The sequence below is a fragment of the Kitasatospora sp. NPDC087315 genome (assembly GCF_044744345.1).
Lineage (GTDB): Bacteria > Actinomycetota > Actinomycetes > Streptomycetales > Streptomycetaceae > Kitasatospora.
Map to the genome: position 1 here is coordinate 162,285 of NZ_JBIUYD010000006.1, position 23,138 is coordinate 185,422.

17 protein-coding genes are annotated in these 23,138 nt (G+C 73.7%); 1 reads left to right on the top strand and 16 read right to left on the bottom strand.

Annotated elements, in window-relative coordinates:
* Positions 1-61 precede the first annotated feature (61 nt).
* Complete coding sequence (locus ACIO5D_RS11000) at positions 62-2,824, top strand: SpoIIE family protein phosphatase (RefSeq protein WP_400653576.1); 2,763 nt, start codon at positions 62-64, stop codon at positions 2,822-2,824.
* A 48-nt stretch (positions 2,825-2,872) separates the two neighbouring features.
* Here the strand turns inward: ACIO5D_RS11000 and cobA are convergent, their stop codons facing one another.
* The 16 genes from cobA to argC all read right to left on the bottom strand — a co-directional run bounded on the left by cobA (position 2,873) and on the right by argC (position 23,105).
* On the bottom strand, positions 2,873-4,150 hold the full coding sequence (cobA, locus tag ACIO5D_RS11005; protein ID WP_363611328.1) for a uroporphyrinogen-III C-methyltransferase: 1,278 nt from the start codon (positions 4,148-4,150) through the stop codon (positions 2,873-2,875).
* 102 nt (positions 4,151-4,252) lie between these two features.
* Entirely contained in the window at positions 4,253-8,041 is a 3,789-nt protein-coding gene (cobT, locus tag ACIO5D_RS11010; RefSeq protein ID WP_400794814.1) for a nicotinate-nucleotide--dimethylbenzimidazole phosphoribosyltransferase, read from the bottom strand.
* Between the two features lie 483 nt (positions 8,042-8,524).
* Positions 8,525-9,790, bottom strand: a complete 1,266-nt coding sequence (gene cbiE / locus ACIO5D_RS11015) for a precorrin-6y C5,15-methyltransferase (decarboxylating) subunit CbiE (RefSeq protein ID WP_363611324.1) — start codon at positions 9,788-9,790, stop codon at positions 8,525-8,527.
* Positions 9,791-9,933: 143 nt separating this feature from the next.
* The gene (locus tag ACIO5D_RS11020; RefSeq protein ID WP_400653578.1) at positions 9,934-10,569 is read right to left on the bottom strand and encodes a GNAT family N-acetyltransferase; all 636 of its coding nucleotides are present in this window, start codon (positions 10,567-10,569) and stop codon (positions 9,934-9,936) included.
* A gap of 183 nt (positions 10,570-10,752) precedes the next feature.
* Positions 10,753-11,583: a MetQ/NlpA family ABC transporter substrate-binding protein gene (locus ACIO5D_RS11025; RefSeq protein ID WP_363611320.1), complete on the bottom strand. Its 831-nt coding sequence runs from the start codon at positions 11,581-11,583 to the stop codon at positions 10,753-10,755.
* Between the two features lie 57 nt (positions 11,584-11,640).
* Entirely contained in the window at positions 11,641-12,378 is a 738-nt protein-coding gene (locus ACIO5D_RS11030; protein ID WP_363611318.1) for a methionine ABC transporter permease, read from the bottom strand.
* On the bottom strand, positions 12,375-13,397 hold the full coding sequence (locus ACIO5D_RS11035) for a methionine ABC transporter ATP-binding protein (RefSeq protein WP_400653579.1): 1,023 nt from the start codon (positions 13,395-13,397) through the stop codon (positions 12,375-12,377). The genes ACIO5D_RS11030 and ACIO5D_RS11035 overlap by 4 nt, the downstream gene beginning before the upstream one ends.
* Positions 13,398-13,954: 557 nt before the next feature.
* A complete protein-coding gene (locus ACIO5D_RS11040; protein WP_400653580.1) occupies positions 13,955-14,458 on the bottom strand; it encodes a GNAT family N-acetyltransferase in 504 nt (167 codons plus the stop codon).
* Positions 14,459-14,953: 495 nt separating this feature from the next.
* A complete protein-coding gene (locus ACIO5D_RS11045; protein ID WP_363611312.1) occupies positions 14,954-15,211 on the bottom strand; it encodes a hypothetical protein in 258 nt (85 codons plus the stop codon).
* A 108-nt stretch (positions 15,212-15,319) separates the two neighbouring features.
* Positions 15,320-16,759, bottom strand: coding sequence for an argininosuccinate lyase (argH, locus tag ACIO5D_RS11050; protein ID WP_400653581.1), 1,440 nt, complete (start codon positions 16,757-16,759; stop codon positions 15,320-15,322).
* Between the two features lie 84 nt (positions 16,760-16,843).
* On the bottom strand, positions 16,844-18,037 hold the full coding sequence (locus tag ACIO5D_RS11055; RefSeq protein WP_363611308.1) for an argininosuccinate synthase: 1,194 nt from the start codon (positions 18,035-18,037) through the stop codon (positions 16,844-16,846).
* Between the two features lie 106 nt (positions 18,038-18,143).
* Positions 18,144-18,692: an arginine repressor gene (locus ACIO5D_RS11060; RefSeq protein WP_363611306.1), complete on the bottom strand. Its 549-nt coding sequence runs from the start codon at positions 18,690-18,692 to the stop codon at positions 18,144-18,146.
* Between the two features lie 17 nt (positions 18,693-18,709).
* Positions 18,710-19,918: an acetylornithine transaminase gene (locus tag ACIO5D_RS11065; RefSeq protein ID WP_400757547.1), complete on the bottom strand. Its 1,209-nt coding sequence runs from the start codon at positions 19,916-19,918 to the stop codon at positions 18,710-18,712.
* Positions 19,915-20,850: an acetylglutamate kinase gene (argB, locus tag ACIO5D_RS11070; protein ID WP_363611302.1), complete on the bottom strand. Its 936-nt coding sequence runs from the start codon at positions 20,848-20,850 to the stop codon at positions 19,915-19,917. Before argB ends, ACIO5D_RS11065 begins: the two co-directional genes overlap by 4 nt.
* A gap of 60 nt (positions 20,851-20,910) precedes the next feature.
* Complete coding sequence (gene argJ / locus ACIO5D_RS11075) at positions 20,911-22,062, bottom strand: bifunctional glutamate N-acetyltransferase/amino-acid acetyltransferase ArgJ (protein ID WP_400794855.1); 1,152 nt, start codon at positions 22,060-22,062, stop codon at positions 20,911-20,913.
* Positions 22,063-22,076: 14 nt separating this feature from the next.
* On the bottom strand, positions 22,077-23,105 hold the full coding sequence (argC, locus tag ACIO5D_RS11080; RefSeq protein ID WP_363611300.1) for an N-acetyl-gamma-glutamyl-phosphate reductase: 1,029 nt from the start codon (positions 23,103-23,105) through the stop codon (positions 22,077-22,079).
* Positions 23,106-23,138 lie beyond the last annotated feature (33 nt).

Here is a 23,138-nt window from a genome sequence, read left to right on the forward strand (position 1 = left end):
CGGGCGTACGGCCGGACCGGCTGGCCTTGGCCCGACGGCGGCGGGAGTGCGAGGATGGCGTATGGCCCGATTTCCGGGTCGATCATGGGCTCCGTCGGCCTCTGGCACTTCCGGTTCCGCCGTATCCTCCCGTTCCGCCGGTGCCACCGGCTCCGCCGGTGGGGGCCCACACGGTCGGCCAGCACAGCCGTCGGCGGCCCGTTCGCGCTCACCGAAGCGTCGGTCGCTGGCCAGGCAGGTGTTCGCGCTCCAGGTGTTCGTGGTGGTGCTGCTGGTGATCGCCGCGGCGCTGGCGCTGGTCGTGCAGTCGCGCAACAACGCCACGGACGAGGCCCGCAACCGGTCGGTGGCGGTGGCCCAGACCTTCGCCAACTCCCCCGGCGTGGCCGCCGCGCTGGTCGGCCCCGATCCCACGGCCGTCCTGCAACCGTCGGCGGAGGCCGCCCGGACGGCCTCCGACGTGTCCTTCATCGTCGTGCTGAACCTCTCCGGCGTCCGCTACACGCACCCGAACCCGAACCTGATCGGCGGGATGTTCAACGGCACCTTCGAGCCCGCGGTGCACGGGCAGGTGGTCACCGAGAAGGTCAACGACTCGCTCGGACCGCTGATCCAGGCGGTGGTACCGGTCTACGGGCAGAACCACACGGTGGTCGGGCTGGTGTCCGCCGGGATCACGATCGCCAGCGTGAGCAGCGCGAGCGAGCGGCAGCTGCCGCTGGTGCTGGCGGCCGCTGTGGTCACGGTCGGGCTGGCCACCTGCGGGACGGCGCTGATCAGCCGGCGGCTGCGGCGGCAGACGCACGGGCTCGGTCCGGCCGAGATGACCCGGATGTACGAGCACCACGCGGCGGTGCTGCACGCGGTGCGCGAGGGCGTGCTGATCGTCGGCGGTGACGGCCGGCTGCTGCTCTGCAACGACGAGGCGCGCAGGCTGCTGGACCTGCCGCCGGACGCCGAGGGCCGGCCGGTGACCGAGCTGGGGCTGGACCGGGCACCCGAGGAGCTGCTGACCGCGAACCGGCCGGTCAGCGACGAGGTGGTGCTGGCCGGTGAGCGGCTGCTGGCGGTGAACATCCGGCTGACCGACCGCGACGGCGGCCCGCCCGGCTGCGTCGCCACGCTGCGCGACTCGACCGAGCTGCTGGCGCTCTCCGGGCGGGCCGACGTGGCGCAGCAGCGGCTGCGGCTGCTGTACGACGCCGGGGTGGCGGTGGGCAGTTCGCTGGATGTGACGCGGACGGCGGAGGAGCTGGCGCAGGTGGCGGTGCCGCGGTTCGCGGACTTCGTCACGGTGGACCTCGCCGAGCAGGTGCTGGAGGGCGAGGAGCCGCCGCCGGGGCCGGCGCTGGGGCGGATGCGCCGGGCGGCGCTGAGCGGCGTCCGGGACGACGCGCCGTTCTATCCGGTGGGCACGGCGCTGAACGTGGTGCCGTCGGCACCACTGGCGGGAGCGCTGAACAGCGGGCTGCCGGGGGTGGAGCCGCGGCTGGCGGACGCGCACGAGTGGCGGGAGCAGGATCCGGAGCGGTCCGCGCAGGTGCTGGCGTACGGGGTGCACTCGCTGGTCCGGGTGCCGCTGCGGGCGCGCGGGGCTCTGCTGGGGGTGGCGCGGTTCTGGCGGGCGGACCGCACGGAGCCGTTCGAGGAGGACGATCTGGCGCTGGCCGAGGAGCTGGTCGCGCACGCGGCGGTCTGTATCGACAACGCGCGCCGGTACACCCGGGAACACGCGATGGCCGTGACCCTGCAGCACAGTCTGCTGCCGCGCACCCTGCCGGACCAGAACGCGCTGGAGATCGCGCACCGGTATCTGCCGGCGCAGGCGGGGGTGGGCGGGGACTGGTTCGACGTGATCCCGCTGCCGGGGGCCCGGGTGGCGCTGGTGGTCGGGGACGTGGTGGGGCACGGGCTGCACGCGGCGGCGACGATGGGCCGGCTGCGGACGGCGATCCACAACTTCTCGACGCTGGACCTGCCGCCAGACGAGCTGCTGGGGCACCTGGACGACCTGGTGAACCGGATCGACCAGGAGGAGTCGGGGACCGGGGCGGCGGTGACCGGCGCGACCTGCCTGTACGCGATCTACGATCCGGTGTCGCGGCGGTGCACGCTGGCCAGCGCGGGGCATCTGCCGCCGGCGCTGGTCGGCCCGGACGGGCGGGTGGACTTCCCCGAGCTGTCGACCGGGCCGCCGCTCGGGCTGGCGTCGATGCCGTTCGAGACCACCCAGCTGGAGGTGGCGGAGGGCAGCCGGCTGGTGCTCTACACCGACGGGCTGGTCGAGGACCGCGAGCGGGACATCGACGTCGGGCTGGAGCTGCTCCGGACGGCGCTGAGCGGGCCGGACCGGACGCCGGAGCAGACCTGCGCGGACGTGCTGCAGACGATGCTGCCGGCGCATCCGCAGGACGACATCGCGCTGCTGGTGGCACGGACCAGGGTGCTGGCGCCCGACCAGGTCGCGGAGTGGGAGGTGCCGTCCGACCCGGCCGCGGTGGGCGAGGTCCGGGCGGCGGTCGCGGAGCGGCTGACCGGGTGGGGGCTGGAGGAGGCGGCGTTCGTCACCGAGCTGATCCTGAGCGAGCTGGTGACCAACGCGATCCGCTACGGGACCGGGCCGATCCGGGTACGCCTGCTCCGCGACCGGGCGCTGATCTGCGAGGTGTCCGACACCAGCAACACCTCGCCGCATCTGAAGTACGCGGCCACCACGGACGAGGGCGGGCGCGGGCTCTTCCTGGTCGCCCAGTTCGCCGACCGCTGGGGCACCCGGTACACGGGGACGGGGAAGGTGATCTGGACGGAGCAGCCGCTGGAGTAGGCGGTGCGCCGGGCGGACGGGGTGTTCGCCCGACGCGCCGTGCCGGTGTCAGAGACGCAGGCCGGGGGCCAGCACGTTGACGACGTCGCCGACGACGATCACGGCGGGGGGCTTGATCCGCTCGGCCTCGACGGTGGCGGCGACGGTGCCGAGGGTCGCGTCCACGCGGCGCTGCGCGGCCGTGGTGCCCTCCTGGACGACGGCGACCGGAGTGTCGGCGGGGCGGCCGCACTCGACCAGCCGGGCGGCGATCTCGCCGATCTTGTCCACCGCCATCAGCAGCACCAGGGTGCCGCTCATCCGCGCGGCGGCCTCCCAGTTGACCAGCGAGCGCGGGTCGGAGGGACCGACGTGGCCCGACATCACCGTGAACTCGTGCGTCATGCCGCGGTGGGTGACCGGCACGCCGACGGCCGCCGGGACACTGATCGAGCTGGAGATCCCCGGGACGACGGTGACCGGCAGCCCGGCCTCGGCGCAGGCGAGCAGCTCCTCGCCGCCGCGCCCGAACACGTACGGGTCGCCGCCCTTGAGCCGGACCACGAACTTGCCCGCCTTGGCGTGCTCGACGAGCGTCCGGTTGATCGCCTCCTGGGCCATGAACCGCCCGTACGGGATCTTGGACGCGTCGATCACCTCGACGTGCTCCGGCAGCTCGGCCAGCAGCTCGCGCGGGGCGAGGCGGTCGGTGACCACCACGTCCGCGGCGGCCAGCAGGCGGCGGCCGCGCACGGTGATCAGATCGGGGTCGCCCGGGCCGCCGCCGACCAGGGCGACGCTCCCCCGGCCTGACGGCCTGGAGGTACCCCCAGCGCCGTGCGAGCGGAACCGGCGGGCGGCCAGCGAGCCGTCCCGCAGGCCGTCCACGATCGAGTCGCGCAGGGCCGCGGAGTGCCGCGGGTCCCCGGTGAGGACGGCGACGGTGACGCCCGCGTCGCGGCCGCTGGCCGGGGTCCAGGCGGTGGCGGCCGACGCGTCGTCGCTGCGGGCGCAGAACACCCGCTCGCGCTCGGCCTCGGCGCTGACCGCGGCGTTGACGGCCGGGTCGGCGGTGGCGACCAGCGCGTACCAGGTGTCGGCGAGATCGCCGTCCTGGTACGGGCGGGCGTGCCAGGTCAGCTCACCGGCGTCGGCCATGGCCTGGACGGCCGGCGTGGTGGTCGGCGACACCAGGTGCAGCTCCGCGCCCGTGGCGATCAGCGCCGGCAACCGCCGCTGAGCGACCTGGCCGCCGCCGACCACGACCACGCGGCGGCCGGCGAGCAGCAGGCCGACCGGGTACGGGGTACGTCCCTCGGTGCTCGGGTGCGGGTTGGGCGCGGTCATCGGCGGAACTCCTGGATCGGGGACGGACAGGTGGGGGTACGACGGCACCGCCGCGCGTACCGGCCCGGGGGTGCGCCGGTACGCGCGGCGGTGCGGGCGGCGTCAGGCCTTCTCGGTGACCCCGGCGGAGTCGAAGGTGGCTACATCGTGCATCGCCCGGGCCGCGCTCTGCACCAGCGGCAGGGCCAGCAGGGCGCCGGTGCCCTCACCGAGCCGCAGGTCGAGGTCGATCAGCGGGCGCAGACCGAGCTTGGCCAGCGCGGCCTGGTGGCCGGGCTCGGCGGAGCGGTGGCCGGCGATGCAGGCGGCGAGCACCTCGGGGGCGATCGCCTTGGCGACGAGCGCGGCCGAGCCGGCGATGACGCCGTCCAGGACGACCGGGGTGCGCAGCGAGGCGGCGCCGAGCAGGAAGCCCGCGATGGCCGCGTGCTCCAGGCCGCCGACGGCGGCGAGGACACCGATCGGGTCCGCCGGGTCGGGCTCGTGCAGGGCGAGCGCGGCGCGGACGACCTCGACCTTGCGGGCGTGCGTCTCGTCGTCGATGCCGGTGCCGCGGCCGGTGACCTCGGCCGGGTCCAGGCCGGTGAAGACCGAGATCAGGGCGGCGGAGGCGGTGGTGTTGGCGATGCCCATGTCGCCGGTGACCAGCGCCTTGTTCCCGGCGGCGACCAGGTCGCGGGCGGTCTCGATGCCGACCTCGATGGCCTTGAGGGCCTCCTCGCGGCTCATCGCCGGACCCTGGGTCATGTCGTCGGTGCCGGGCCTGACCTTGCGCGGCAGCAGGCCGGTGGTACGGCCCTGCTGGACGGCGTCCGGCAGCTCGGCGGCGACGCCGACGTCCACCACGCAGACCTCGGTGCCGATCTGCTTGGCGAAGGAGTTGATCACCGCTCCCCCGGCCAGGAAGTTGCCGACCATCTGGACGGTGACCTCCTGCGGCCAGGGGCTGACGCCCTGGGCGTGGACGCCGTGGTCACCCGCGAAGATCGCCACGCAGGCGGGCTCGGGGACCGGCGGCGGGCACTTGCGGGAGAGACCGCTCAGCTGCGCGGAGATGATCTCCAGCATGCCGAGGGAACCGGCCGGCTTGGTCATCCGCTTCTGGCGGTCCCAGGACTCGCCGAGCGCCTTGGCGTCCAGCGGGCGGATGCCCCGCAGGGTCTCGGACAGCAGGCCGTGCGGCTCCTCGCCCGGCAGCGCGCGGTTGCCGTACTGCTCCTCGTGGACGACCCAGGACAGCGGGCGCTTCCTGGCCCAGCCCTGCTGCTGGAGCTCGGGCTCGTCCGGGAAGGCGTCGACGTAGCCGACGCAGAGGTAGGCGACGACCTCCAGGTGCTCGGGCAGGCCGAGCTCCCGGACCATCTCGTCCTCGTCGAAGAAGCTCACCCAGCCGACGCCGAGGCCCTCGGCCCGGGCGGCCAGCCAGAGGTTCTCGACCGCGAGGGCGGCCGAGTACGGCGCCATCTGGGGCTGGGTGTGCCGGCCCAGGGTGTGGCGGCCGCCGCGGGTGCGGTCGGCGGTGACCACGATGTTGACGGGCGTTTCGAGGATGGCCTCGATCTTGATTTCCTTGAACTGCTTGGCCCGGCCCTTGGGGAGCGAGTCCGCGTACGCCTCGCGCTGGCGCTCGGCCAGTTCGTGCATCTTGCGGCGGGTCTTGGCCGAGCGGATCACCACGAAGTCCCACGGCTGGGAGTAGCCGACGCTGGGCGCGGTGTGGGCGGCCTCCAGGACCCGGATCAGCACCTCGTGCGGGATCGGGTCGGGGCGGAAGCCGTTGCGGACGTCGCGGCGCTCGCGGATGACCTGGTGGACGGCCTCGCGGCCGGCCTCGTCGTAGCCGGGGGCGGCCGGGCCGCGGGGCTCAGCGGGCTCCTCGGGAGCGGGCTCCTCGGCGACGGGCTCGGCGGTGACGGGCTCCTCCGCGGCGGGCTCGGCGACCGGGTCGGGTGCGGGGTCCTGCCCGGGGGCGGGGTCCTCGGTGGTGTCCTGCGCGGCGGCGGTGTCCGGTGCGGCGGCGGGCTCGGCCCCAGGGCCGGCCTCGGGCTGGGGCCCGGCCTCGGGGGCCGTCTCGGCGACGGGCTCCTCGGCGGCGTCCTGACCCGGAGCGGGTTCCTCGGCGGCGTCCTGCGCGACGGCGGGCTCGGCCTCCGCCACGGCCTCGGCCTCGGGCTCGGTTTCGGCGGCAGGCTCGGTCACGGCGGGCTCGGCGGCCGAGGGGACCTCGGCGGTGGCCGGCTCGGCGGGTCCGGCCTCGACCGGGGTGGCCTCCTGCGGCTGCTCGGCCGACGGGGCCACGACGGCCTGCCCGGAGGGCATCTCACCGGTGCCGGCGGCGGTCTCGGCAGCCTGCTGGGTCTCGGCGGCGACCGCCGTCTCCGTGGTCTCGACGGTCTCAGCGGTCTCGCCGGCCTCGACCGCCTCGGGGGCCGGGGCGGCAGGCTGTGCCTCGGTGGCGGTGTCCGCCGGGGCGGCCTGCTCCGGCTCCGTGGCAGCCTGCGCCGACGCGGCGTGTTGTGCCACCTCGGCAGGGTGTGCCACCTCGGCGGCCGGTGCGTCACCCTGCTCGGCGACCGCTATGGGGGCGGGCTGCTGGGCGGTCGTCTCCGCGACCACCGGAGCGGGCTCGACCGCCTCGACCTGCGGGAGGCCGTGCGGGGTGGGGGCGGCGAGGAAGGCGGAGATGCGGCGGGGCTGGCCGGCCGGGGCGGGCTGCTCCTCGGCGGCCACGGCGGGGACGGCCTGCTCGGCGGGCACGGTCGCGGCCCCGGCCTCGGCGGCACCGGGCGCGGGGACCTGCTCGGCGGCGGGGGCCTCGGCGGTGTCCTGCGCGACGGCGGGGGCCTCGGTGACCGGCTCGGTGACCGGCTCGGTGACCGGTTCGGCGGTCGGCTCGGCGACGGGCTGCGCGGTGGCGTCCGCCACCGGGGCGGCGACGGCGGCCTGCGGGGCCACCGGGGCGGCGGGCTCGGCCTCGGGCGCCTGCTGGACGTTCTGAACCGGCACACCCGGCTGCGCCGACCCGGCCGGCGCGGCCTGCGGCGCGAAGCCCTGAGCGGGCACCGCGGCCTGCGGCTCCGGCTGCGGGCCGACCACGACGGGAATGCCGTGCGCGGGCGTCGCCCCCTGCGAGGGGCCGCGGTCGGCGAGCGAGCGGACCGGGACGTGGCCGGTCATCAGCGACGGGTCCGGGATCGGCGGGCCGGCGTGCAGCGGGCGTCGCGGCGCCTGAGCCGCCGTCAGCGGCTCCGGTCCCTGCGCCTGGACCGGCGGCTGGCCATGCGGCTGACCCTGTGCCTGGACCGGCTGTCCCTGGGGCTGTCCCTGGGGCTGCGTCTGGGGCTGTGCCTGGACGTACGACTGGGCCTGCGCGTGCAGGGCGGCCGGGTCGGCGGCGCCCAGCAGCGGCGGGTCCAGCGGCGGCCAGGACGGCTCGACCGGAGTGCCGGGCACGGCGGCCCCGGTCTGCTCCTCGGCGCCGTACGCCAGCTGGTCGGCGGGGACGGGCGGCTCGCCCCAGGAGCCCTGCGGACCGGGCATCAGCAGCACATCGTCCTCGTCGTCGAGCGGGTCCGGCTGGTCGGGCTGGTCGAGGAAGTGGAAGGCCGGGCGCGGGGCACCCGGGTCGACGGCCCAGCCCCCGCCGGGCACACCGACGGCCGGAGTGCCGTGGCCGGGCACGCCCTGCGGCAGCCCCTGCCCGTGGACGCCCTGCGGCGGGATCCCGCCCGCCCCCGGCACCGCGGGGTTCGGGACCGCACCGCCGTCCATCGCGACGCCCTGGACGGGTGCGACGGGTACCGCGACGCCCTCCGGGCCGCCGAGCGGGGCGGGCCCGGCGAGCAGGTGCTCCGGCAGTCCCTCGTTCGGGACGTGGCCGCCATCGGTCATGTCAAAGCTCCTTCCAGGCCGCTGCCGCGCCCTTGGCGACGCGATCACCGACCGCAGCGCCCATCCGCACGGGCCGGGCCTGCACCGACCCGCCCCTCAACCACACACGGCCGCCGCGCCGAGGCGCTGCGGCCGAAGTCCTACTTCCGGCGCGCTGCGGCACCCCGGCCCACGCACCACCCACGAGGAGCGGCGCGCCATCTGAAACAACGACAACCCGGGGCAACCGGCACGTCCGCACCGGACCCTACGGCATTCTCCCGGTCCGGCACGCGGCCCGTCGAATTGCCCACACTCCGAGCCACACCGGGTTGCACCACGTCAAAAAGGCGACAAACCGACCGGATCGGGCAGGTCACCGGCCGCCACAGCCGCCCAGGACGCCACACTACCGGCCCGGCGGTGTCACCTCTCGAATCGGTGTCCGGATGCGACCTGGATCACCGCCGGGCGCCTTCGGGACCACGCGGCGGCACTTCGCCTTCACACGATCTGCTCACCCCAGAGCAGGAGCACGCCCGGCTCCCCCGCCCCGAACCGCAGCCCGCCACCGCTCCCGTCCGTCCGCAGGGGCGTGGACTGGAGCAGCGCGCCGTCCGCCCGGTAGCCGGCCTCGGCGATGGCCCGGCGGATCTCCTCCGCCTCCGCGAGCGTGCGGGCCACCGCGACGAACCGCTCGGGCCGGCGGGCCAGGACGGCGCGCACCACCTCGGAACCGCCGGATTCGACGACCGCCGCGTCCGGCTCCGGCAGACCGCCGAGCACCTCGGGGCCACGGCCGTGGACGGTCTCCACCTCGACGCCGTAGCGGCGGGCGTTGACGGCCAGCCGGGCGCAGGCCGAACGGTCGGACTCGACCGCGACCACCGCCGCGCCGAAGCGGGCGGCCTCGACGGCGAGGGCTCCGCTGCCCGCGCCCACGGACCAGACCAGGTCGCCGGGGCGCGCGCCCAGCCGGGCCAGCACCAGCGCACGCACCTGCGCGGGGAGCGCCTCCGACGCGCCGGGCTCGTCCTCCGCACGCCCGGCGCCCGCGTAGGCATCGCCGGGGAGTGCCCAGCCGCGGTCCGCGCCGGGGAAGCCGACCGGACGCCCGGCCAGCCAGCCGGCCGCCTCACCGGGCGCGCCCGACTGCGGGCCGCCACTGTGGCCGCCGATGACCAGTACCACGTTCGGGTCGCGCCAGATGTGGTCCGCGACCCGGTCCGAGGTGAGCACCGTGACGTCCTCGTCGGGGGTGCCGAGGGCCTCGCAGACGACGAAGGTCCGGTGCACCCCACGCAGCATCAGCGCGAGTTCGCTGGGCCCGGCGCCCGGGGCGGTGAGGACCGCCACCTTCGGGTTGGCCCGGCAGATGTTGGCGGCGCGGCGCAGTCGTCCGCCGTGGGCGCTGACCACCTGGGCGTCCTCCCAGGGCATGCCGGCCCGGGCGAAGGCGACGGCCACCGAGGAGACGGCGGGCAGCACTTCGAGTTCGAGGCCGTACTCGGGCCGGCGCAGGGTGCGGACGACGCCGAAGAAGCCCGGGTCGCCCTCGGCGACGACGACGGCGGCGCCGCGGTGCTCGGCGATCCTGCGGGCGGCCAGCTGGACGCTGCCGAGGGCCAGCCGTTCGGCGGCGGGTGGCACCGGGAGGGCGTTGAGTTGGTAGGGTGCGCCGGCCACCAGGGTCGCCGCGGCGAGGGCCGCGCCGGCGGCCTCGGTCAGCGGTGTGCCGTCCCACCCGATGACCGTGATCCGGTCAGCCATCTGCGGCTGTTCTCCCTCGCCTTGGTACGCCGACATCCCGCGCCCGTGTACGGCGCCGGAGCAGAGGCTACCGGGTGTGATCCCCTCGGCGCCGACATCTCGTACACATGTCCGCCACCGGTCGCGTCCGGTGGACGGGGCGGTCAGTCGCGGAGCACGTAGTGGTGGTCGCCGGGCCAGACCGTGGCGTCGGCGGGCTCGGTCTCCATGTCCTCGGGGAGCAGGCTCCACAGGATGAGGTCGCTGCGGCTCTCCCCTCCGGCCCGGAGCCCGTCGCCGCGCACTATCCAGGCGCTGCGCAGGACGCCCTCGCTGATGCCGCCGATCTTCTGGGCGACCTGCTGGGCGGCGGTGTTCCCGGCGGCGGTGCGCATCTCCAGGCGCAGGAAACCGCGGTCCTCGAAGAGCCACTGGGCGACGCCGAGGACGGCCTCCGGCGCGTAGCCCTCGCCGCGGCCCCAGGGCGCGGTGACATAGGTGATCTCGGTGGAGCGCAGCCGCCAGTCGGTGTTGCGCAGTTCGACCAGGCCGACCAGGCGCTGGGTGAGGTGCTCGGCGACGGCGAAGACGATGCCGCGGCCGGCGGCCCGGTGCCCGGGCGCGAGGGTACGGGCGAGCGTGGCGGCGTACTCCTCGGTGAAGGGGTGCGGCAGGTCCGTCCAGGCCAGGACGAGTTCGTCGGCCATCATGGCGGCCAGGCCGGGGGCGTCGTCCTCCGCAAGGGGGCGCAGCAGCAGCCGTTCGGTGCTGATGGCGGTCTCGGGGAAGCTCGCTGCCATGCCGTCTCTCCTCGCCGGGTCCTGGACACACCGTACGCCTCGCCGGTACCCGGGTGTCACGCGGTGCACGGCTCGCACGACGGTACGTCAGAACTCGGCCTGTCAGGGTGTCACTCCCGCATACTGCCCGACCGGGCCCCCGCCGAGGTGTGGCGGGGGCCCGGTCGAACGGTGCGCGACGGATCAGAAGGCGGGGATGACCGAGCCGTTGAAGGTGTCGTCGATGTACTTCTTCACCTCGGGCGAGTGGAGCAGCTCGGCGAGCTTCTTGACCCGCGGGTCGTTCTCCTTGCCCTTCTTGACGGCGAGGATGTTGGCGTAGGGGTTGCCCTCGGCCTTCTCCAGGACCACCGCGTCGGTGGCGGGCTTCAGGCCGGCGTCGATCGCGTAGTTGCCGTTGATGACGGCCGCGTCGAGGTCGCCGATGGAGCGGGGCAGCTGGGCGGCCTCCAGCTCCTTCCACTTGAGGTTCTTCGGGTTGCCGGTGACGTCGGCCGGGGTCGCGGCGGTGCCCGCGCCCTCCTTGAGCGTGATCAGCTTGTTGTCGGCGAGCAGCTTGAGCGCGCGGCCCTCGTTGGTGGCGTCGTTGGGCAGGCCGATGGTGGCGCCGTCGGCGATGTCGCCGATGGACTTGACCTTCTTCGAGTACACGCCCAGCGGCTCCAGGTGCACCGGCTCGACGGAGACGATGTCGGTGCCGTGCTTCTTGTTGAAGTCCTCCAGGTACGGCAGGTGCTGGAAGTAGTTGGCATCGGCCGAGCCGTCCTGCACCGCGGTGTTGGGGGTCACGTAGTCGGTGACCTCCTTGATGTTGAGCTTGAGGCCCGCCTTCTCCGCCAGGTTGTCCTTGACGAACTTCAGGATCTGGGAGTGCGGCGTGGGGCTGGCGGCGACGGTGAGGGCCGCGTTCGGGTCGGAGGACCCGGACGACGAGCCGGAGCTGCCGCAGGCGGCGAGCGAGAGGGCGATGCCGGCGGTGGCGAGGACGCTGGTGAACTTCAGGGCGTTGCGCACGAAAAGTGCCTTTCTGCGTGATACGGGGAGCCGCGTCCGGAGTCGGACGGCGGGAAGTCAGGGGGCGACGAGGTCCTCGTCGGGGGTGGCCGCCGGGGTCGCGCCGCCGCGGAGCAGCCGGGTGCGGCCGCCGCCGCGGCCGCGGTTGGCGAGCCGGCGGACGGCGTAGTCGCCGAGCAGCTGGATGGCGGTGACGATGATCGCCAGCTCCGCGACGATGACCCACATGAAGGTGGTCTCGAAGCGCAGGTAGCCATAGGTGATGGCGAGGTTGCCGAGGCCGCCGCCGCCGACGGTGCCGGCCATCGCCGAGTAGCTGATCAGCGTGATGACCGTGGTGGTCAGCGAGGCGGTCAGGCTGGGCAGGGCCTCCGGGATCAGCGTCTTGCGGACGATGGTCCAGGTGCTGCCGCCCATGGCCCGGACGGCCTCGACCAGGCCGCCGTCCACCTCGCGCACCGAGGTCTCGACCAGGCGGGCGAAGAACGGGATGGCGCCGATGGTGAGCGGCACGGTGGCGGCCTGCCAGCCGAGGGAGGTGCCGGCGATCAGTTTGGTGAAGGAGAACAGCGCGACCATCAGTACCAGGAAGGGCAGCGAACGGGCGATGTTGACGACCGTGCCGATCACCCGGTTGAGGAAGACGCTCTCCAGCGCGCCGCCCTTGGCGGTGAGCACCAGCAGGACGCCGAGCGGCAGTCCGAACAGCACGCTGCCGACGGTGGAGACGGCGACCATCTGGAAGGTCTCCCAGGTGGCGGGCCACAGCAGTTCCTGCATCTGGTCCCAGGTCATGCCACCGCTCCGTTCACGTCGAGCACGTCCACCTGAAGGCCCTGCTCGCGCAGGTAGCCGATCGGCACCACGTTGTCCTGGTGGCCGCCGGGGAGTTCGACCCGCATCCGCCCGACCATGCGGCCGGCGATGGTCTCGACGGCGGCGCCGAGGATGTTGACGTCGATCTGGTAGGTGCGAGCGAGCTGCGAGACGAAGGGCTCGGCCGAGGTTTCACCCTGGAAGGTGATCTCCAGGACGGTCCCGCCGGGGTGGCCGGAGCCGAACTCGCTGAGCGGGAAGAGCTCGCGGGCGAGCTCGGAGCCCGGCTTGGCGAGCAGGTCGGTGAGCTCGCCGGACTCGACCACCCGGCCGCCGCGCATCAGGGCGGCGGAGTCGCAGACGGACTTGATGACGTCCATCTCGTGGGTGATCAGCAGGACGGTGAGGCCGAGCTGCTGGTTGAGGTCGCGCAGCAGCTTGAGGATGGAGCGGGTGGTCTCGGGGTCGAGCGCGGAGGTGGCCTCGTCGGAGAGCAGCACCTTGGGGTCGCCGGCGAGGGCGCGGGCGATGCCGACGCGCTGCTTCTGGCCGCCGGAGAGCTGGCCGGGGTAGCTGCGGGCCTTGTCGGCGAGGCCGACCAGGTCGAGCAGTTCGGAGGCCTTGCGGCGGCGCTCGGTGCGGTCCAGTCCGATGATCTCCAGCGGGAGTTCGACGTTCTGCTGGACGGTACGGGAGGCGAGCAGGTTGAAGTGCTGGAAGACCATGCCGATGCGGCGGCGGGCCTCGCGCAGCTCCCGGCCGGCCCGGTTCTCGCCGCCGGACAGCGCGGTGAGCTCGACGCCGTCCACGGTCACCGTGCCGGAGCTGGGGCGCTCCAGCATGTTGACGCAGCGGATGAGGGTGGACTTGCCGGCACCGCTGGTGCCGACGACTCCGTAGACCTCGCCGGGGCGGACGTGCAGGTCGACGCCGGCAAGGGCGGTCACCTCGCGGCCGCGGGAGCGGTAGACCTTGGTGAGGTCCGTGGTGGTGATCACAGCTGCTTCCGTGGGTCGGGGGCGGGCGGCGGACGGCGACCGGACCGGGTTTCGGGTCGGTGGCGTGGCCGGCGCTGCGCCAGGGGGATCCGGACCTGCCACCCCTTGATCGTGGCCGCTGGGCGACCGGGCCGCGCGACGGCGTGGCCCTTACGAGTCATCGGGGACGACCACCGCCCGTGGGTGGGCAGGCGGAGGGAGAGGGTGCGGCAGGCGGGGCGCGCTCACACGGACGGGAGCGGGCGGGGTCTCGCTTCGGGGCGCGAGGAGGGGGGTGCTCCCAGCCGGAGGCTGGGAGGGAACAGTGGCCCTCAGCGGTGACACATTCGACGACACATGGCACGCTCACCTGCCGGCAGAGTGCCGGTGGGGGTCCATTTCGTCGTCGCAGTCATGTGAGCCAGTAAATCAGATGGGCCGGTTTCGTCCCAATTATTTGGATCCGCTGTCCGCAATACGGACAGGAAACGCCGCTACCAGGGACGATACGGCTCGGCGCCGCCACCGAAAGGCTCGAATGGTGGCGGCGCCGACCGGGTGGGGCCGGGTGGCGGGGCTCAGGCGGTGGCGGCGAGCGGCGCCTCGGCGGACTTCTCCAGGTGGACCAGGCTGATCCGGCCGTCGGTCTGCTCGACGGCGGTCTGCCGGTAGCCCTGGCGGGCATAGAGGCGCAGGTTCCCGAGACTGCGGTGGCCGGTCACCAGCCGGTAGGACGTCACCGGGCGGCCGTCCTCGGCGAGGCGGCGCTCCAGCGCCTCCAGCAGGCGCCCGCCGAGGCCGTGCCGCTGCATCCGCGGGTGGACGACCAGGCGCTCTATCCGGCCGACGCCGTCGGGGCCGATCCGGCCGCGCACCGTGCCCACCACCTCGCCGCCGAGCCGGGCGACCAGGAAGTGCTGCTCGGTCAGCTCGTCGCGCAGGCTCTCCAGGGTCTGCGTCAACGGCTCGATGGCCCAGTCGCCGTACAACTCGGCCTCGCTCTGGTAGCCGAGGTACTGGAGCTTGAGGATCTGCTCCGCGTCCTCGGCGTCCGCCGCCGAGATGATCACGCTCATGCCCATGTGCTGGGGCCTCCCCAATGTCGTGCCCGGCGCGCGAACGTGAGGGTGCCGCACCGGATGTCCTGCCGGAGATGGACCGGCCGGGGATCCGCCCTGGCCGGGGGTGGCGCACGAACGTACCAGCCGCACGGCCCGGTGGGGCCCACGTCGCCGACGGCGCGCTCACGCTCAGTATCCAAGTGATCGCGCCGTCGTCAAGAGCTACGTTCGCCAGCGCTCTACCCGCGTGTCAGCTTCCCTCAACCTTCCGGCCGCCCGACGTGGCGAGGGTCACGTCGGGCGGCCGGGCGGGGGCGGCGGGCGAAAGGGGCGGTGAGGGCCGTGCGCCCAAGGGGCCGGCCGGGGCGGAGGACGTCCGGCGTGGTGGGTGCGCCCCGGACGGCGGAGAGGTCGGCGGCCGGCCGGCGCGGGGGCGGGAGGGGTGCCCGACGTGGCGAGGGTCACGTCCGAACGGGGGGCGCGCGGTGACTGGGTGTGTCGGAGCACGGGCCGGCCTCAGCCATGACGCTCGCCGTGCAGGAGCACGCGCAGGCAGGCGAGGCAGCGGGAGCGGGTGGGGCCGATGGAGCCGCGCGGCATGCCGAGGCGGACGGAGAGCTCGTGGTAGGTCGGCGGCGGGTCCTCGGCGAGGGCCGCGACCAGCCGGGGACAGCGGCCGGGCAGGGCGGCCACCGCCTCGCGGACGAGACGGCGCCGGAGCTCGGCGAACACCTCGTCCTCGGCGGAGGGGACGGAGGGAACGTTGGTGCGCATACCGTGCATGACCGGGTCCGGGCGGGGGCGGTCACGGTCGGGCGGGCGTGCTCGCGCGGAAGGGGCGTGACGGTCGGCCCGTCACGCCCCTTCCGCCTGGCTCACCTGTCAGCCCTGGACCCACTCCTGCTGGAGCGCGAGGTCCGCCTTCACCTCGGCCAGCTGGACGGCGACGGCCGAGGGGGCGGTACCGCCGCGCCCGTTCCGCGAGGCGATCGCGCCGTGGACGCTGAGCACCGAGCGCACCTCGGGCGTCAGGTGCCCGGAGATCGCGGCGAACTGCTCGTCCGTCAGGTCGGACAGCTCGATGCCCTGGGACTCGCAGACCTTGACGCAGGCGCCGGCCACCTCGTGCGCGACCCGGAACGGCACGCCCTGCTTGACCAGCCACTCGGCGATGTCGGTGGCGAGCGAGAAGCCGGCCGGGGCCAGCTCCTCCAGCCGCTCCCGGTGCACGGTGAGGGTGGCCATCATGCCGGTGAAGGCCGGCAGCAGCACCTCAAGGGTGTCGCAGGAGTCGAAGACCGGCTCCTTGTCCTCCTGGAGGTCCCGGTTGTAGGCGAGCGGCAGCGCCTTCAGCGTCGCCAGCAGGCCGGTCAGGTTGCCGATCAGGCGGCCGGACTTGCCCCGGGCCAGCTCGGCGATGTCCGGGTTCTTCTTCTGCGGCATGATCGAGGAGCCGGTGGAGAAGGCGTCGTGCAGCGTGATGAAGCCGAACTCCTTGGTGTTCCAGATGATCACCTCCTCCGCGATCCGGGAGAGGTTGATCCCGATCATCGCGGTCACGAAGGCGAACTCGGCGACGAAGTCGCGGGAGGCCGTGCCGTCGATGGAGTTGCCGACCGAACCGCCCTCGAAGCCGAGGTCGGCGGCGACGGCCTCCGGGTCCAGGCCGAGCGAGGAGCCGGCCAGCGCCCCGGAGCCGTACGGGGAGACGGCGGTCCGGGCGTCCCACTGGCGCAGCCGCTCGGCGTCCCGGCCGAGGGCCTGCACGTGCGCGAGGACATGGTGGGCGAAGAGGACCGGCTGGGCGTGCTGGAGGTGGGTGCGGCCCGGCATGGCGGTGTCGGGGTGGGCCTCGGCCAGGCCGACCAGGGCGTGCTGGAGGTCGAGGACCAGCCCGCCGATGATCTTCGCGTGGTCCCGCAGGTACATCCGGAACAGCGTGGCGATCTGGTCGTTGCGCGAGCGGCCGGCCCGGAGCTTGCCGCCGAGTTCGGCGCCGAGCCGCTCCAGCAGGCCCCGCTCCAGCGCGGTGTGCACGTCCTCGTCGGCGACGGTCCCGGTGAAGGTGCCCGCCTCGACGTCGGCGAGCAGCCGGTCGAGCCCCTCCAGCATGCCGGCCAGCTCGTCGGCGCTCAGCAGCCCGGCCTTGTGCAGGACCCGGGCGTGCGCCTTGGAGCCGGCGATGTCGTACGGCGCCAGCCGCCAGTCGAAGTGCACCGAGGCCGAGAGCCTGGCCAGCGCCTCGGACGGGCCGTCCGCGAAGCGCGCGCCCCAGAGGCGCAGCTCAGGACCGGTACTGGCGGCGTTCTGGTCGGCAGGCATCGCGCGGGCTCCTTACAAGCTGAGGGGTGTCGGGGGTGGGCCCCGGCCGTGGGGTGGGACGGCCGGGGCCCGGGAGGGAGTGGATCAGGCGAGGTCGCGCCGCGCGGCGATCTTCGAGGAGAGGCCGAAGATCTCGATGAAGCCCTTGGACATCGACTGGTCGAAGGTGTCACCGGTGTCGTAGGTGGCGAGGTTGAAGTCGTACAGCGACTGGTCCGACTTCCGGCCGTTGACGACGGCCCGGCCGCCGTGCAGGACCAGCCGGATCTCACCGGAGACGTGCTGGTTGGCCTCGTTGACGAAGCCGTCCAGGGCGCGCTTGAGCGGGGAGAACCAGAGGCCGTCGTAGACCAGCTCGGCCCAGCGCTGCTCCACCTGCCGCTTGTAGCGGGCGAGTTCGCGCTCGACGGTGACGTTCTCCAGCGCCTGGTGGGCGGTGATCAGGGCGATCGCGCCGGGAGCCTCGTAGATCTCCCGGGACTTGATGCCGACCAGCCGGTCCTCGACCATGTCGAGCCGGCCGACACCCTGGGCACCGGCCCGCTTGTTGAGCTCCTCGATGGCCTGCAGGACGGTGACCTTGCGGCCGTCGATGGCGACCGGGACGCCGGCGTCGAAGGTGATGACCACCTCGTCGGCCTCGCGCTGGGTGGCCGGGTTCTGGGTGTACTCGTAGACGTCCTCGATCGGGGCGTTCCAGATGTCCTCCAGGAAGCCGGTCTCGACGGCGCGCCCGAAGACGTTCTGGTCGATCGAGTACGGGGACTTCTTGGTGGTGGCGATCGGCAGGCCCTTGGCCTCGGCGAAGGCGATCGCCTTGTCCCGGGTCATCGCGTAGTCGCGGACCGGGGCGATGCACTTCAGGCCGGGGGCCAGGGAGTTGATGCCGACCTCGAACCGGACCTGGTCGTTGCCCTTGCCGGTGCAGCCGTGGGCCACGGTGGTGGCACCGTGCTTCTGCGCGGCGGCGACCAGGTGCTTGACGATGACCGGCCGGGAGAGGGCGGACACCAGCGGGTACTGGCCCTGGTAGAGGGCGTTGGCCTTGACGGCCGGCAGGCAGTACTCGTCGGCGAACTCGTCGCGGGCGTCCGCGACCTCGGCCTCGACGGCACCGCAGTCCAGCGCGCGCTGGCGGATGACGTCCAGGTCCTCGCCGCCCTGGCCGACGTCGACGGCGACGGCGATGACCTCGGCGCCCGTCTCCTCGGCGATCCAGCCGATGCAGACGGACGTGTCCAGACCGCCCGAGTAGGCGAGTACGACGCGCTCGGTCACGGCTTTCTCCTTCACAACTGTGCGAACAGGTTTACGGCGATAGGCATAAGTATGCACTACGCCGTATGAAATTCAAAACCCATCGCCGCATCCCGGTGAGCGGGGGTTACTGGGCCTTGGCCTGGGCGAGTTGCATCAGGTGGTCGGCCAGGGCCTGCCCGCCGGCCGGGTCGCGGCTGATCAGCAGGACGGTGTCGTCGCCGGCGATGGTGCCGATGATCTCGAAGACCTCGGCCTGGTCGATCGCCGAGGCCAGGAACTGCGCGGCGCCCGGCGGGGTGCGCAGCACCACGAGGTTGCCGGAGGCGGTGGCGGAGACCATGAGTTCGCCGGCCAGCCGGGCCATCCGGCCCTCGCTGGCCGACTCGCCCATCGGCGCGCGCGGCGTGCGGTCGCCGCCCTCGGCCGGGACGGCGTAGATGAGCGCGCCGTCCCGGTTGCGGATCTTGACCGCGCCCAGCTCGTCCAGGTCCCGGGAGAGGGTGGCCTGGGTGACCACCAGTCCATCGTCGGCGAGCAGCTTGGCGAGCTGGCTCTGCGAGCGCACGGGCTGGCGGGTGAGCAGATCCACGATCCGCCGGTGGCGCGCGGTGCGGGTCTGCGGGACCTGCGGCGTCGGCCCGGCGGAGGACTGGCCGGAGTTGGGTACGGTCATGTGATTATTCTCCCGGACTACGCTCGGCTCGCACCGGCCGGGGCGCTCTCGCGCACCGTCCGGAGGATGCCCGGCAGCGCGGCGAGGAAGGCGTCCGCCTCCTGCTCGGTGAGCACCAGCGGGGGCGCCAGCCGGACGGCGTCCGGAACGGCGGCGTTGACCAGGAAACCCGCCTCCTGGGCGGCGGCCTGGACCCTCGCGGACACCGGCTCGGTGAGCACGATGCCCAGCAGCAGGCCGGCGCCGCGGACATGCGAGACCAGCGGGTCGCCGATCGCCTCGACGCCCCGGCGCAGCCGCTCGCCGAGCGCGCGGACGTGCGCCAGCAGCCCCTCGGACTCGATGGTGTCGAGCACCGCGAGGGCGGCGGCCGCGACCACCGGGTTACCGCCGAAGGTGGTGCCGTGCTGGCCCGGGGTGAGCAGGTCGGCGGCCTCGCCGAAGGCGAGCACGGCGCCGATCGGCAGCCCGCCGCCGAGCGCCTTGGCGAGGGTGACGACATCCGGCTCGACGCCCTCGAAGGCCTGGTGGGCGAACCAGTACCCGGTCCGGCCGATGCCGGTCTGGATCTCGTCCAGGACCAGCAGGGTGCCGGTGGCGCGGGTGATCTCGCGGGCCGCCTTCAGGTAACCGTCGGGCAGCGGGATCGCGCCGTTCTCGCCCTGGACGGGCTCCAGGAAGACGGCGGCGGTCTCGGTGGTGACGGCGGCCCGCAGGGCCTCGATGTCACCGAACGGCACATGGGTCACCTCGCCGGGGAGCGGGAGGAAGGGCTCCTGCTTGGCGGGCTGGCCGGTGAGCGCGAGGGCGCCCATGGTCCGGCCGTGGAAGCCGCCCTGGAGGGCGACGACATGGGTGCGGCCGGTCCGGCGGCTGATCTTGAAGGCGGCCTCGTTGGCCTCGGCGCCGGAGTTGCAGAAGAACACCCGGCCCGCGCGGCCGTCCAGCCGGAGCAGCCGCTCGGCCAGTGCGATCGTCGGTTCGGCCATGAAGAGGTTGGAGACGTGCCCGAGGGTGGAGATCTGTCGGGTGACGGCCTCGACGACGGCCGGGTGGGCGGTGCCGAGGGCGTTGACCGCGATGCCGCCGAGCAGGTCGGTGTAGACGTTGCCGTCGGCGTCCCAGAGCCTGGCGCCCTCGCCCCGGACCAGCGGGATGCGGGGGGTGCCGTAGTTGTCGGTGAAGGCGTGCCGCCACCGCTCGGTCAGCGCGCTGTTGTCGGTCATGCCAGTCCCCCGGTCACGGTCGCCTCGTCGTCGTCCGGCACGACCATCGTGCCGATGCCCTCGTCGGTGAAGATCTCCAGCAGCAGGCTGTGCTGCACCCGGCCGTCCAGCACGCGGGCGGTGCCCACGCCGGAACGGACGGCGCGCAGGCAGCCCTCCATCTTGGGGAGCATGCCGCTGGCCAGCTCGGGCAGCAGGCCCTCCAGCTCGCTCGCGCTGAGCTGGCTGATCACGTCGTCGGAGATCGGCCAGTCCGCGTACAGGCCCTCGACGTCGGTGAGGACGACGAGCATCTCGGCACCGAGCGCCACCGCCAGGGCGGAGGCGGCGGTGTCGGCGTTGATGTTGTAGACGTGGCCGTCGGCGCCGCGGGCGATCGAGGAGATCACCGGGATGCGGCCGTCGGCGATCAGCGCCTTCACCGCGCCGGCCTCGATGTTGACGATCTCGCCGACCAGGCCGATGTCGACCTGCTCGCCGTCGACGACGGCGTAGCGCTTGACGGCGGTCATGGTGTGGGCGTCCTCGCCCGTCATGCCGACCGCGAACGGGCCGTGGCTGTTGAGCAGCCCGACGAGTTCGCGCTGGACCTGGCCGGCCAGCACCATCCGGACCACGTCCATGGTCTCGGGGGTGGTGACCCGCAGGCCGTTGGTGAAGGAGGACTCCAGGCCCAGCTTGTTCAGCTGCGCGCTGATCTGCGGGCCGCCGCCGTGCACCACGACGGGGTGCAGGCCGGCGTAGCGCAGGAAGACCACGTCCTGCGCGAACGCGGCCTTGAGGCTCTCGTCCACCATGGCGTTGCCGCCGAACTTGATCACGATGGTCTTGCCGTGGAAGCGCTCCAGCCACGGCAGCGCCTCGATCAGCGTTATGGCCTTGGGCAACGCGGTGTTGTTGCGGGCCTGTTCGCCCTTGGGTGCGATCTGCACGGTTCCGGTGTCCCTCGTGGGCTCGGTGTCGGTTGGCGTGGCCGTCGGACGGCGCGCCGGTCAGGTGGAGTAGGCGCTGTTCTCGTGCACGTAGTCGGCGGTGAGGTCGTTGGTCCACACGGTCGCGGCGGCCTCGCCGGCGTTCAGGTTCGCGGTGATGACGACCTCGCGGCCGGCCATGTCGACGAGGTCCCGGTCCTCCCCCACGCTGCCGTTCCGGCAGACCCAGACGCCGTTGATGGCGACGTCCAGCCGGTCCGGGTCGAAGGTGGCGGCGGTGGTGCCGATCGCGGCCAGGACGCGGCCCCAGTTGGGGTCCTCGCCGTGGATGGCGCACTTGAGCAGGTTGTTGCGGCTGATGGTGCGGGCGACCTCGACGGCCTCGTCCTCGGTGGCGGCGCCGGTGATGTCGATCCGGATGTCCTTGCCGGCGCCCTCGGCGTCGCCGATCAGCTGGCGGGCGAGGTCGGCGCAGACGGTGCGGACGGCCTCGTCGAACGCGGCCTGGTCCGGGGTGGTGCCGGAGGCGCCGGAGGCGAGCAGCAGCACGGTGTCGTTGGTGGACATGCAGCCGTCGGAGTCGATCCGGTCGAAGGTGGTGCGGGTCGCGGCGCGCAGCGAGGCGTCCAGGGCGGCCGGGTCGAGGGCGGCGTCGGTGGTGAGGACGACCAGCATGGTGGCGAGGCCCGGGGCGAGCATGCCGGCGCCCTTGGCCATGCCGCCGACGGTCCAGCCGTCCTTCGTCACCTGGGCGGTCTTGTGCACGGTGTCGGTGGTCTTGATGGCGACCGCGGCGGCCTCGCCACCGGTCGCGCTGAGCTCCCGGGCGGCGAGGGCGACGCCGGGCAGCAGGATGTCCATCGGGAGCCGCAGGCCGATCAGGCCGGTGGAGGCGACGGCGACCTCGCCGGCCGAGAGCTCGAGCTCCTCGGCGACCTTCTCGGCGGTGGCGTGGGTGTCCTGGAAGCCGAGCGGGCCGGTGCACGCGTTGGCCCCACCGGAGTTGAGGACGACGGCGGAGACCTGGCCGCCCTTGAGGACCTGCTCGGACCAGAGCACGGGCGCGGCCTTGACCCGGTTGGAGGTGAAGACGCCGGCGGCGGCGAACGAGGGGCCGTCGTTGACGACGAGGGCGAGGTCGGGGGTACCGGAGGCCTTGATACCGGCGGTGACACCGGCGGCGCGGAAGCCCTTGGCGGCCGTCACTCCCAGGTTCGGCTGGTCGGTCACGGTGCGACTCCGTTCAGGGGAAGGCCCAGCTCCTCGGGCAGGCCGAGGGCGATGTTCATGCTCTGCACCGCGCCGCCGGCGGTGCCCTTGACCAGGTTGTCGATCGCGCTGATCGCGATGATCCGCCCGGCGGTCTCGTCCAGGGTGACCTGGACCAGGGCGGCGTTGGAGCCGTAGACACTGCTGGTCTGCGGCCACTGCCCGGCGGGCAGCAGGTGGACGAACGGCTCGTCGGCGAACGCCTCGGCGTAGGCGGCGCGCAGGCTCTCGGCCGTCACCCCGGGCCTGGCCTTGGCCGAGCAGGTGGCGAGGATGCCGCGCGGCATCGGGACGAGGGTGGGGGTGAAGGAGACGGTGACCGGCTCGCCCGCGACCGGGCTGAGGTTCTGGGACATCTCCGGGGTGTGCCGGTGGCCGCCGCCGACGCCGTAGGGGCTGACGTTGCCCATGACCTCGCTGCCGAGCAGGCTGGTCTTGGCGGCCTTGCCGGCACCGGAGGTGCCGGAGGCGGCGACGATCACGGCCTCGGGCTCGGCGAGCCCGGCGGCGTACGCCGGGAAGAGCGCGAGCGTGACGGCGGTCGGGTAGCAGCCGGGGACGGCGATGCGGTTGCTGCCCTTGAGCGCGGCGCGGTGACCGGGCAGCTCGGGCAGCCCGTACGGCCAGGTGCCGGCGTGCGCGGAGCCGTAGAACTGCTCCCAGTCGGCGGCGGCCTTGAGCCGGAAGTCGGCTCCGCAGTCCACGACCAGCACGTTTCCGCCGAGGGCCTCGGCGACGGCGGCGGACTGGCCGTGCGGCAGCGCCAGGAACACCACGTCGTGGTCGGCCAGCACCTCGGGGGTGGTGGGCTCCAGGATCCGGTCGGCGAGCGGCAGCAGGTGCGGCTGCAGCGCGCCGAGCCTGGTGCCCGCGTTCGAGCCGCCCGTCAGCGCCCCGATCTCCACCTCCGGGTGGCCCAGCAGCAGGCGCAGCACCTCACCGCCCGCGTATCCGCTCGCACCGGCAACGGCGACTCGCAATGCCATGGCGTTCCCTCCTTAGTCGTGGCATGAATATAC

Bases quoted from the DNA above. Each gene is read 5' to 3' on its own strand.
- ACIO5D_RS11000 (WP_400653576.1), top strand. From the start codon at position 62: ATGGCCCGATTTCCGGGTCGATCATGGGCTCCGTCGGCCTCTGGCACT.
- cobA (WP_363611328.1), bottom strand. From the start codon at position 4,150: ATGACCGCGCCCAACCCGCACCCGAGCACCGAGGGACGTACCCCGTAC.
- cobT (WP_400794814.1), bottom strand. From the start codon at position 8,041: ATGACCGATGGCGGCCACGTCCCGAACGAGGGACTGCCGGAGCACCTG.
- cbiE (WP_363611324.1), bottom strand. From the start codon at position 9,790: ATGGCTGACCGGATCACGGTCATCGGGTGGGACGGCACACCGCTGACC.
- ACIO5D_RS11020 (WP_400653578.1), bottom strand. From the start codon at position 10,569: ATGGCAGCGAGCTTCCCCGAGACCGCCATCAGCACCGAACGGCTGCTG.
- ACIO5D_RS11030 (WP_363611318.1), bottom strand. From the start codon at position 12,378: ATGACCTGGGACCAGATGCAGGAACTGCTGTGGCCCGCCACCTGGGAG.
- ACIO5D_RS11040 (WP_400653580.1), bottom strand. From the start codon at position 14,458: ATGGGCATGAGCGTGATCATCTCGGCGGCGGACGCCGAGGACGCGGAG.
- ACIO5D_RS11045 (WP_363611312.1), bottom strand. From the start codon at position 15,211: ATGCGCACCAACGTTCCCTCCGTCCCCTCCGCCGAGGACGAGGTGTTC.
- argH (WP_400653581.1), bottom strand. From the start codon at position 16,759: ATGCCTGCCGACCAGAACGCCGCCAGTACCGGTCCTGAGCTGCGCCTC.
- ACIO5D_RS11060 (WP_363611306.1), bottom strand. From the start codon at position 18,692: ATGACCGTACCCAACTCCGGCCAGTCCTCCGCCGGGCCGACGCCGCAG.
- ACIO5D_RS11065 (WP_400757547.1), bottom strand. From the start codon at position 19,918: ATGACCGACAACAGCGCGCTGACCGAGCGGTGGCGGCACGCCTTCACC.
- argC (WP_363611300.1), bottom strand. From the start codon at position 23,105: ATGGCATTGCGAGTCGCCGTTGCCGGTGCGAGCGGATACGCGGGCGGT.